9 protein-coding genes and 1 pseudogene are annotated in these 10,522 nt (G+C 73.0%); 4 read left to right on the top strand and 6 right to left on the bottom strand.

The window, feature by feature from the left end:
* Positions 1 to 139: 139 nt before the first annotated feature.
* Together ACFU53_RS42895 and ACFU53_RS42890 are read left to right on the top strand one after the other, a co-directional pair.
* Positions 140 to 1,522, top strand: a complete 1,383-nt coding sequence (locus tag ACFU53_RS42895; protein ID WP_384005211.1) for an FAD-binding protein — start codon at positions 140 to 142, stop codon at positions 1,520 to 1,522.
* Positions 1,523 to 1,543: 21 nt separating this feature from the next.
* On the top strand, positions 1,544 to 3,193 hold the full coding sequence (locus ACFU53_RS42890) for a PucR family transcriptional regulator (RefSeq protein WP_384005210.1): 1,650 nt from the start codon (positions 1,544 to 1,546) through the stop codon (positions 3,191 to 3,193).
* A 216-nt stretch (positions 3,194 to 3,409) separates the two neighbouring features.
* Here ACFU53_RS42890 and ACFU53_RS42885 read toward each other — a convergent pair whose 3' ends face one another.
* From ACFU53_RS42885 to ACFU53_RS42865, 5 genes are all read right to left on the bottom strand, one after another.
* The gene (locus ACFU53_RS42885; protein WP_384005209.1) at positions 3,410 to 4,546 is read right to left on the bottom strand and encodes a glycosyltransferase family 4 protein; all 1,137 of its coding nucleotides are present in this window, start codon (positions 4,544 to 4,546) and stop codon (positions 3,410 to 3,412) included.
* Positions 4,547 to 4,882: 336 nt separating this feature from the next.
* Entirely contained in the window at positions 4,883 to 6,610 is a 1,728-nt protein-coding gene (gene recN, locus ACFU53_RS42880) for a DNA repair protein RecN (protein ID WP_384005212.1), read from the bottom strand.
* A 200-nt stretch (positions 6,611 to 6,810) separates the two neighbouring features.
* Positions 6,811 to 7,716 (bottom strand): NAD kinase, encoded by a 906-nt coding sequence (locus tag ACFU53_RS42875; RefSeq protein ID WP_384005208.1) that lies wholly within the window; start codon positions 7,714 to 7,716, stop codon positions 6,811 to 6,813.
* On the bottom strand, positions 7,713 to 8,528 hold the full coding sequence (locus tag ACFU53_RS42870; RefSeq protein ID WP_384005207.1) for a TlyA family RNA methyltransferase: 816 nt from the start codon (positions 8,526 to 8,528) through the stop codon (positions 7,713 to 7,715). Before ACFU53_RS42870 ends, ACFU53_RS42875 begins: the two co-directional genes overlap by 4 nt.
* Before the next feature lie 55 nt (positions 8,529 to 8,583).
* A complete protein-coding gene (locus ACFU53_RS42865) occupies positions 8,584 to 8,943 on the bottom strand; it encodes a hypothetical protein (protein WP_384005206.1) in 360 nt (119 codons plus the stop codon).
* Between the two features lie 42 nt (positions 8,944 to 8,985).
* Here ACFU53_RS42865 and ACFU53_RS42860 point away from each other — a divergent pair, with 42 nt between their 5' ends.
* The gene (locus tag ACFU53_RS42860) at positions 8,986 to 9,333 is read left to right on the top strand and encodes an SCP2 sterol-binding domain-containing protein (RefSeq protein WP_384005205.1); all 348 of its coding nucleotides are present in this window, start codon (positions 8,986 to 8,988) and stop codon (positions 9,331 to 9,333) included.
* Here the strand turns inward: ACFU53_RS42860 and ACFU53_RS42855 are convergent.
* Positions 9,317 to 10,141 (bottom strand): ABC transporter ATP-binding protein, encoded by an 825-nt coding sequence (locus tag ACFU53_RS42855; protein WP_384005204.1) that lies wholly within the window; start codon positions 10,139 to 10,141, stop codon positions 9,317 to 9,319. The genes ACFU53_RS42860 and ACFU53_RS42855 overlap by 17 nt on opposite strands.
* Positions 10,142 to 10,151: 10 nt before the next feature.
* Between ACFU53_RS42855 and ACFU53_RS42850 the strand changes: the two are divergent.
* A pseudogene (locus ACFU53_RS42850) lies at positions 10,152 to 10,522 on the top strand (hypothetical protein); the annotation flags it as partial.

Below are 10,522 nucleotides of genomic sequence, written 5' to 3'. Positions count from 1 at the left end.
GACCGCCGCGATCTGGCACAACGACGCGACCGGACAAACCGTCCTACGCTCACTGATCGCCTACGATCACTGACCCCTTGGAATAGATCATCTAGCCTGGAAAGAGTCCTGTCCCCTGACCGAAAGGGGGCGGCTCACCATGGCTCCCCTCTCGAAGGCGCACGCGGCCCTCGCCGCACTGCGCGAGGACCTGTCCGGCGACGTGTACGCGCCGGACGATCCGGGGTACGACGACGCCCGCACGGTCTTCAACGCCATGATCGACCGGCGTCCGGCCGTGATCGCGCAGTGCGCGGACGAGACCGATGTCGCCCGTTCCGTGTGCTTCGCCCGCGACCTGGACCTGCCGATCGCGGTACGCGGCGGCGGCCACAGCGTGGCCGGAATGGCGCTGAACGACAACGGGCTCGTCATCGATCTGCGCCGGATGCACGCGGTCACGGTCCATCCCGGCTCCATGAGCGTCCGGGTCGAGGGCGGCGCCACCATGAGCCATCTCGACCGCGCCACCGGGCCCCACCACCTGGCGACGACCGGCGGCCGGGCGTCGACCACGGGCGTGGGCGGCTTCGTCCTCGGCGGCGGCAGCGGCTGGCTGGACCGCACCTTCGGGCTCGCCGTCGACAACCTGCTCGGCGTCGAGCTGGTGACCGCCGACGGCCACCCGGTCCGCGCGAGCGCCGGGGAGAACCCGGACCTGTTCTGGGCGCTGCACGGCGGCGGCGGGAACTTCGGCGTCGCCACCGCGCTCACCCTCCGGCTGCACGAACTGCCCGCGTTCGCCATCGCCCTGCTGCTCTACCTCCCGGATCACGGCCCCGAGGTGATCCGCGTGTACCGCGAGGTCATCGAGACCGGCCCACCGGAGGCGAGCGGCGGTGTGCTCTATCTCACCGGCCCGCCCGAGGAGTTCGTCCCCGAGCACCTCGTGGGCAGGCTCGTGTGCGGGGTCCTGCTGACGTACGCGGGCACCGAGGAGGACATGCGCAAGATCGCCCAGCCGCTGCTGGCGCTGCCGCACGAGGCCGAGGTGGTCGGCGCGATGCCGTACGCGGACGTGCAGTGCATGATCGACGACCCGCCGGGCATGCGGAACTACTGGTCGGCGGAGTATCTGACCGGTCTGCCGGACGAGTTGGTGGACGTCTTCGGCACCCGCGCCTGGACGATGCCCGTGCCGACCGGCACCCAGCACCTGCTCTTCCCGCTGGGCGGCGCCATCGCCGAGGGCCCCGCCGACTACCCCGTGCCGTACCGGAACTCCCCGTGGGCCGTGCACCCCTTCGGTATCTGGGAGGACCCGGCGGACGACGAGCGGTGCGTCCGGTGGGTACGGGACGTCCGCGCCGACGTCCGGCCGTGGAGCACCGGCGCGGTCTACCTCAACTTCGTCGGCGACGAGGGCGCCGACCGGGTCGTCGCCGGCCATGGCGTCGACGACTACCGGCGGCTGACCGCGGTCAAGACCCGGTACGACCCCGACAACGTCTTCCGCTTCAACCACAACATCCCGCCTGCCTGACGACCGGGTACCGTCCGCTCCATGGACACCCGTGACAGCCGCGCACCAGGTGACGGCCGCGAGGCGCAGGGCGGCATCACCGTGCGGCGGGCGCTGGAGCTGCCCGGGCTGCGCGGCGGGCTGCCGGAGATCCTGGCCGGCGCCGACCGGCTGCACCGGACCGTGCGCTGGGTGCACGCGGGCGAGGTCCCGAACATCGCCTCGCTCCTCAAGGGCGGCGAACTGCTGCTGACCACCGGATACGGGCTGGGCACCCGCCCCGCCGACCAGCGCGCGTTCGTCCGGACCCTCGCCGAGCGGGGCATCGCGGCCCTCGTCGTCGAACTGGGCCCGCGCTTCACACGGCTCCCGGCCGCCCTCGTCGAGACGGCGCGCTCGGCCGGTCTCCCCCTCGTCCAACTGCACCGCGAGGTGGCCTTCGTGACGGTCACCGAGGAGATCCACACCGAGATCGTGAACGGCCACTACGCCCTCCTCCAGCAGGCCGAGGAGGTCCACCGCCGCTGCACCGAGGCCCTGCTCGGCGGGGGCGGGGTCCCCCAGGTCCTCGGCATCCTGGCCGACTTCAGCGGCAACCCGGTCTTCCTGGAGACCGCCGACGGACAACTGCTGTACGCCGCCGGGGCCGGTCCGGCGGACACCGATCCGCTCCAGGTGTGGGAGGGGCTGCGCGACCGGCACCAGGACGCGCCACCGGCCGGGACGGCCATCGTCGACGTACCGGGCGGCGGACCGGGCCCGGGCTCGGTACGGGCCCGTCTGGTCCTCCTCCCCGTCGTCGCCCCCTTGGCCCCCGTGCACCGGATGGCCGCCGAGCGCGCGGCCGGCGTCCTCGCCGTCGTCCTGATGCAGGCCCGGCAGGAGGAGGAACTGGCGGCGCGCGGACGCGGCGACTTCCTCACCGACCTCGCCGAGGGCCGTGTCCAGGCCGCGGACGCCCCCGCGCAGGCCCGCGTCCTCGGCTTCAAGCCGGGTGGCGGCCCCCTGCTGCCGGTGGTGATGCGGCTCGCCGACGGTCTGTCCCCGGGCGGCGGCTGGGCCGTCCTGGCCCGCGCGGTGGCCGAGGAGCTGGCCTCCGTAGGCGTGCCCGTCCTGCTCGGTGTACGCCCCGTCGAGGGCCGCGTACCGCTGCTGCTGGGCCTGCGCGCCGAGTCGGAGCGCCCGGCGATCGCCGACAAGGTCGCGGCGGCGCTGCGGGCCGGCGCGGAGCGCGCCGGGATGCAGCGGCCGGGCGGGCGGCCGCCCGTGGTGGTCGTAGGCGTGCCCGGTGGCTGGGCGGCCGTGTCGGCGGGCCTCAGGCACGCGGCGGAGACGGCGACGGCCGCGCAGGGCCTGGCCGACCGCCCCTGGTACGACGCCCGGCGCCTCGACATCGACCTGCTGCTGTGGCGGCTGCGCGACCACCCCGACCTGGCCGCCTTCGTGGACCGCGCGATCGGCCCCCTCCGCGACCACGACGACCGTGCCAAGCCCCCGCTGCTGCCCACCCTGGAGACCTATCTCGCGCACGCCGGCCGCAAGGCGGAGACCGCCCGCGAGCTGCACCTCAACCGCCAGACCCTCTACAACCGCCTCGCCCGCATCGGCGAACTGCTCGGCACCGACCTGGACGACCCCCAGGCGGTCCTGGCGCTGAGCCTGGCGCTGAGGGCACGCAGACACGTCGTCTGAGGCCTCACCGCCCGCGCGAGCGGCGGGGGCCGGATGAACAGCCGGAGCCGGAGCCGGGGCAAGGGCAAGGGCAAGGGCAAGGGCAAGGGGGGCCGGAGCCGGGACAGGACAGCGCTGGGCCGGAGCCGGCCGAACTGCCGCGGCCGAGTCGAGGCCGGAGCCGGACGAGCAGCCACGGCCAGGTCCGTGGCCGTCCCGTCAGGTGAGCGGTCAGCGCTAGCTGAGCGGCCGGAGCTGCGTCAACTCGTCGTAGACGCTGAGCACCTGGGCCACCGTCTCGTCCTCGGTCGGCCAGGTGGCGGCCTGCCGGATGCCCCGCTCCCTCAGCGCCTCACAGCGGGCGGGGTCGTCGAGGAGGCGTACGACGGCCGTGGCGAGCACCTCCGCGTCGCCGTACGGGACGAGTTCGGCGGCGTCGCCGACCAGGTCGAGCACCGGTCCGACGGCGGCCGCGACGAGCGGCACGCGCGCGTGGAGGGCCTCCTGGGCGAGGACGGAGCGCGTCTGCGGACCACCGGGCAGCAGCGCGAGGTCGGCGGCGGCGATCAGCTCGGAGACGTCGTCGCGCCGCCCGACGAGCCGTACGGGCAGTTCCTCGTCCTCGATGCGCCGCTGCAGGACGCTCCGCAACGGCCCCTCGCCCGCGACGACGAGCAGCGGCGCGGGGTCGAGGCCGCGCCATTCCCGGGCGGCGTCGAGCAGGGTGTCATATCCCCGGTGGCGGTCGAGCGTGCCGACGGCCATGAGCAACGGGCGATCCGTGGCGCCCAGTTCGGCCCGGACCTTCGATGCGGGCCGGTCCGGGTCGTCGCAGGAGTCGGCCCGGCGCGGCGTGGACAGGGCGACGGCGGCGAGCCGGGCGTCGCGCGCGCCCCGGCTGCGGGCCCGGTCGACCAGGTCGGAGGAGGTGCCGAGGACCACGGCGGCGGCCTTGGCGACCCGCCGCTCCAGCAGCCGCAGCAGATGGGCCCGCGCCCCCTCCGCGTACGAACGCGTGTGCCAGGTGACGACGAGCGGGGTGGTGCGCCGGCCGAGCGCGAGGGTGGCGCGGAAGCCGGCGTGCAGCCCGTGCGCGTGCACCAGGTCGGCGTCCGCGCAGGCGCTGCGCAGGCTGGCCACCGCAGCCGGATCGCTGCTGCGGGGCACGTGGACGTGGTGGGCGCCGATGCCGGTGAAGTCGTACAGGCCGTCGGTGTCGCTGGGGGCGCACACGGTGACCCGTACGCCCCGGGCGACCAGGCCCGAGGACAGCGACCGCACATGCGCGCTACTCACCGCGCTGCCGCCGCCGAGCACTTGCACGGTTCGCAGCGGCGACTGGCCGTGTGGTGAGTGGCTGCTCACGTGGCTCACGTGGCCGGGGCTCCTGGTTCGGGGTCGGACGGTCACGAAGAAACGTACAGAAGGATCCCGCGGTGGGGGTGGACCGCACGAGGCGCTTCCGTGTGGTCCACGCAGCACGTCCTACTACGTCGTTCCTGTCCAAGGATGCCAGGCCGCAAGGGCGTTCCGGGACCGCCGGACACGGCGGAAGCCGGAGCCCCGGGCAACCACGGTCCCAGGGTCACCCACACGAGTGAACTCCCGCACGACAGTGCCCCTCCGCACGACTCCCGTCCCGCTGCTTCCCGCCGTGTTCACCGCCCTGTTCACTCATGGCCGACAAGAGCGGCGGTCCCGGCCCCCGCCCTACGCGTCCGCGCGGGCCGCCGCCAGCAGCTCCTCCGCGTGCGCCCGTGCCGTCTCGGAGTCCTCCTGGCCGGCGAGCATGCGCGACAGCTCACGCACCCGGTCCTCGCCCTCCAGGACCTTCACCCCGGACCGGGTCACGGACCCGTCGTTGGTCTTCTCCACCAGCAACTGCCGGTCGGCGAAGGCGGCCACCTGGGGCAGATGGGTGACCACGACGACCTGCGCCGACTTGGCGAGCCGGGCGAGGCGCCGGCCGATCTCGACGGCGGCCTTGCCGCCGACACCGGCGTCGACCTCGTCGAAGAGATACGTCGGCACGGGGTCCGTCCCCGCGAAGACGACCTCGACGGCCAGCATCACCCGCGACAGCTCACCGCCGGACGCGCCCTTGGCGATGGGCCGCGGCGGTGCTCCCGGGTGCGGGGCGAGCAGCAGTTCGACCTCGTCGACACCGGACGGCCCGTACGCGACCGTACGCCCGCCCACCTCGACGCCCTCGGGATCTTCGCTCTGCCGGATCTCGAACGACACGCGCGCGTGGGGCATGGCGAGCGAGGCCAGCTCCGCGGTGACGGCGGCGGCGAACCGCTCGGCGGCCTCCGCCCGGGCGTCCGTCAGAGCCTGCGCGAGCCCGCCCAGTTCGGCCCGCAGCGCGTCCCGCTCGGCGGTCAGTTCGTCGATCCGCTCGTCGTCGCCGTCGAGTTCGGTGAGCCGCTGGGCGCCGTGCTCGGCCCAGGACAGCACGGAGGCGATGTCCTGGCCGTACTGGCCGTACTTCCGGGTGAGCGCGTTGAGAGCGGCCCGCCGCTCCTCGACGGCCGCCAGCCGCAGCGGGTCGGCGTCCAGGTCGTCGGCGTACCCCGCCAGCTCCCCCGCCACGTCGCCCAGCAGGATCCCGATCTCCCCGATCCGCTCGGCGAGCGCGGCCAGCGCCGGGTCGTGCGAGCGCACGGCCTCCAGCGCCCGGTGCGCGCCCGCGACGAGCGTCGAGGCGTCCACGCCCTCCGGGTCCTCGGGATTGCCCGCGAGCGCGGCGTGCGCGGCCGTGGCGGCGGACGCGAGCGCCTCCGCGTGCCCGAGCCGCTCGGCCTCCTCGGCCAGCTCCACGTCCTCGTCGGCCCGCGGCTCGACGCCCGCGATCTCATCGAGCCCGTACCGCAGCATGTCGGCTTCCTGGGCCCGCTCACGCGCGCGCGTGACGATCTCGTCGAGTTCGCCGGCCGCGGCACGCAGCCGCCGGTAGGCCTCACCGTACTTGGTGAGCGGCACGGCCACCGCGTCCCCCGCGTACCGGTCGAGCGCCGCCCGCTGCCGGGACAGCTTCAGCAGCCCCTGCTGGTCGGTCTGCCCGTGCACGGCGACCAGTTCGTCGGCCAGCTCGGCGAGCACGCCCACGGGGACGGAACGCCCGCCCAGGTGTGCCCGCGACCGTCCCTCGGCGGAGACGGTGCGACTGATCAGCAGCGCCCCGTCGTCGAGTTCGGCCCCGGCCTCCTCGGCCCGGACGGCCGCCGTCGCGCCCTCGGGCACGGCGATCCGGCCCTCCACGACCGCGCTCTTCGCACCGATCCGCACGAGCGCCGGGTCCGCCCGCCCGCCGAGCAGCAGGCCGAGGCTGGTGACCACCATGGTCTTGCCCGCGCCCGTCTCACCCGTCACGGCGGTGAAGCCGGGCGACAACTCGACGACCGCGTCGTCGATGACTCCGAGCGACCGTATCCGCATCTCCTCCAACACGGACACGACCTTACGAGGTCCGGGGACGGAACCGCGACGCCCCCCGTCCCCAATGTCACCCCGGCGAGCTACAGCGCCCCTGAAAGGGGCGCGGGACTGTGTCAATATGCGGCTCCGCCGCGTGGGCGCGAGCAACCACACACACAGCCCGCAGCCGCTGACGAGTCCCCGCCACCCCCCACAAGACGCTAGTGCCGAGCCCCCCGCCATCCGGAAACGGGCAGAGCGAACTTGGCCACCAGCCGATCCGTGAACGACGCATGATGCAACCGAGCCAGCCGCACCGGCACAGCCCCTCGCCGCACCTCGACCCGGGCCCCCGGCGGCAGCTCGACGGTCCGCCGCCCGTCACACCACAGAACCCCAGGCGGAATGTGCGGCAGGACCTCCACCGCCAGCACAGAATTCGGCGACGTCACCAACGGCTTCGCGAACAGCGCGTGCGCACTGATCGGCACCATCAACAACGCCTCGACCTCGGGCCACACCACTGGCCCACCCGCCGAGAACGCGTACGCCGTGGACCCGGTCGGAGTCGACAGGACGATCCCGTCACACCCGAACCCGGTCACCGGCCGACCGTCGATCTCAAGGACGACTTCGAGCAGCTTCTCGGCGCCCGCCTTCTGCACGGCGGCCTCGTTCAGCGCCCAGTCCGTGTGGACGATGTTCCCGTTCTGATGAACGACGACATCGACGGTCATCCGCTCCTCGACCTCGTACGCCTTGGTCACCACCCGGTCGACGACCTTGTCGAGGTCGTCCCGCTCGGCCTCCGCGAGGAAGCCGACGCTGCCGAGGTTGACGCCGAGCATCGGCACCCCGGACGCGCGGGCGAACTCGGCGCCGCGCAGCAGTGTGCCGTCACCACCGAGGACGATGAGCAGCTCGCACCCGTCCAGGCACTGCGGGGTGGCCTCCTTGACGAGTTCCACCTCCTCCGGCAGCGGGATGTCCTCGGCCTCGTACTCCAGGACGCGCACGACGATGCCGTGGTGCAGCAACCCCTTGACGACGAGTTCGGCACTGCGGATCGCCGCCGGCCGCCCGGTGTGGGTGAGCAGGAAAACAGTTCGAGATCGGTCCTGAGTCAACGCGGCCCCTCCGCCACAGCTCGGTCGACGTCGGCCGGGTCCAGCGCGGGAGCCCCGGCACGCAGCCACAGAAAGTACTCGACATTGCCCGAGGGCCCGGGCAGCGGACTGGCCGTCACACCCTTCACCCCGAGCCCCAGCTCTCCGGCCCGCCGGGCCACCCCGCGCACCGCCTCGGCGCGCAGCTCCGGACTCCGTACGACTCCCCCACTGCCCAGCCGCTCCTTACCCACCTCGAACTGCGGCTTGACCATCATCACCAGATCGGCATCCGGCTTCACGCACCGCACCAGTGCGGGAAGTACCAGGCCGAGCGGGATGAAGGACAGATCCCCCACGACAAGATCCACAGGCTCCCCATCGATCACTTCGAGCGTCAACTCGCGTACGTTCGTACGGTCCTTGACGGTGACGCGTTCATCGCTCTGAAGAGTCCACGCCAGTTGTCCGTATCCGACGTCCACGGCGACGACGTGCGCGGCCCCGGCCCGCAGCAGTACGTCGGTGAAGCCACCGGTGGAGGCGCCGGCGTCCAGCGCCCGCCGCCCCGCGACGGCCAGCCCTCGCGGTACGAAGGCCTCCAGTGCGCCCGCGAGCTTGTGGCCGCCTCTGGACACGTACTCCGGGTCGCCGTCGTCGGTCACGACCACGATCGCGGCGGCGGTCTCCACCTGGGTCGCGGACTTGGTCGCGACGGTCTTGCCGACGGTGACCCGCCCGGCGGCGATCAGCTGGCTCGCGTGCTCACGCGACCGCGCGAGCTTCCGCCGGACCAGTTCGGCGTCCAGACGGCGGCGTGCGACTCCTGCCACGGTGGGTTCAGCTCCTGCTCTCGTACGGCAATCGATAAGTGCGACCCGAAGGGTCTCATTGAGGGGCGGCGGTCGGGTGACGGGTGGGAGCCGGTGGTCCCGGGCGGGCGTCGAGCGCGGTGAGCGCGTCACGCAGCCCCCTGTGTACATCCTCGTACACCTCCACATGGCCGTCGGTGGCGAGGTGGTCGGCGTCGGCCAGCCGGTCGAGGGCGGCGTCGACCTCGGGGTGGCCGGTGGCGGTGCGGGGCACGTTCAGCGGGGCCGGGGCGGCGGGGTCGTCCTCGGCTTCGACGACCGGGGGCGCCGACTGCGGGCCGGGCTCGCCGGTCGCCCCGGCTTCCACGGCCGGAACCACTGCCTCCGGAACCACTGCCTCCACCCCAGCCTCGACCTCGGGCAAAGAGTCGCTCATGCCCAGACGCTACCGCGAAGCTCTGGGGTACCGTCGATCGCGATGGCAACGATTGAGGAGTGCCGCGCCGCACTCGAAAAGCTCTCGGACAACATGGCAGGCGCCGAAGGACACGTGAGCGAGGCGACGGCCCTCGACCGCTCGGTGAGCTGCCATGTCAAGGACCTCGACGTCACCTTCGTGGGCCGTATGCGCGACGGGCGGATCGAGGTGCACGACACCCTTCAGGGACCGCCGCCCCAGAAGGCCCAGATCCGGCTCGCCATGGCGGGCGACGATCTGGTGGCCCTCGTCGGCGGCGAACTGAACTTCGCCAAGGCCTGGGGTTCGGGCCGGGTGAAGCTTGAGGCGGGCTTCCGGGACCTGCTCCAGCTCAGGAAGCTTCTGTAGCGGCCATCTTCTCGATGCCGCTCCGCGCCCTGCGTGCCGCCGGCACGACCAGCGGTGTCCCCGTCTCCGGGTCGTCGATGACCTGGCAGCGCAGTCCGAAGACCTCCTTGACCAACTCGGCCGTGACGATCTCGGAAGGAGCGCCCTCGGCGATCACCGAGCCGCCGCGCAGGGCGATGAGGTGGGTGGCGTAGCGGGCGGCGTGGTTGAGGTCGTGCAGCACCGCGACCAGTGTGCGGCCCTGCTCCTCGTGGAGCTCGGCGCACAGGTCGAGCACGTCGATCTGGTGTTGGATGTCCAGGAAGGTGGTCGGCTCGTCGAGCAGCAGCAGCGGGGTCTGCTGGGCCAGCGCCATGGCGATCCAGACGCGCTGACGCTGACCGCCGGACAGCTCGTCGACGTAACGGTCGGCCAGTTCGGCGACCCCGGTCGACTCCATGGACTCCCGGACGATCCGCTCGTCCTCGGTCGACCACTGCCGCAGCAGCCCCTGGTGCGGGTACCGGCCACGGCCCACGAGGTCGCCGACGGTGATCCCGTCGGGCGCGATCGACGACTGCGGCAGCAGGCCCAGCGTCCGCGCGACCTTCTTGGCGGGCATCGACTGGATGATTTGCCCGTCGAGCAGCACTCGCCCCTGGGACGGCTTCAGCATCCGGGAAAGGGCGCGCAGCAGCGTGGACTTGCCGCAGGCGTTGGGGCCGACGATCACGGTGAACGAGTTGTCGGGTATCTCCACCGACAGCTGCTCGGCGATGACCCGCTGGTCATAGGCGAGGGTGACGTTCTCGGCGGACAGGCGGTTCACAGTGCTCCTCTTGTCGTTCTCGTTCGCCGACGCGCGCGTGTACGGCCCGTGCGACTTCGGACCGTGCGACTTCGGACCTTCCGACGCCGGCCCGCGTGACTTCGGACCGTGCGACTTCGGACCGTGCGACTTCGGACCTTCCGACGCCGGCCCGCGTGACTTCGGACCTTCCGACGCCGGCCCGCGCGACTTCGGGCCTTCCGACGCCGGCCCGCGCGACTTCGGGCCTTCCGACGCCGGCCCGCGCGACTTCGGGCCTTCCGACGCCGGCCCGCGCGACTTCGGACCTTCCGACACCGGCCCGCGCGACTTCGGGCCTTCCGACACCGGCCCGCGCGACTTCGGGCCTTCCGACACCGGCCCGCGCGACTTCGGGCCTTC

The sequence above is a fragment of the Streptomyces sp. NPDC057474 genome, from assembly GCF_042802555.1.
In the GTDB taxonomy this organism is placed as follows: domain Bacteria; phylum Actinomycetota; class Actinomycetes; order Streptomycetales; family Streptomycetaceae; genus Streptomyces.
This window is presented reverse-complemented; position numbering and strand designations above follow the sequence as displayed.

Bases quoted from the DNA above. Each gene is read 5' to 3' on its own strand.
- ACFU53_RS42895 (WP_384005211.1), top strand. From the start codon at position 140: ATGGCTCCCCTCTCGAAGGCGCACGCGGCCCTCGCCGCACTGCGCGAG.
- ACFU53_RS42890 (WP_384005210.1), top strand. From the start codon at position 1,544: ATGGACACCCGTGACAGCCGCGCACCAGGTGACGGCCGCGAGGCGCAG.
- recN (WP_384005212.1), bottom strand. From the start codon at position 6,610: ATGCGGATACGGTCGCTCGGAGTCATCGACGACGCGGTCGTCGAGTTG.
- ACFU53_RS42865 (WP_384005206.1), bottom strand. From the start codon at position 8,943: ATGAGCGACTCTTTGCCCGAGGTCGAGGCTGGGGTGGAGGCAGTGGTT.
- ACFU53_RS42860 (WP_384005205.1), top strand. From the start codon at position 8,986: ATGGCAACGATTGAGGAGTGCCGCGCCGCACTCGAAAAGCTCTCGGAC.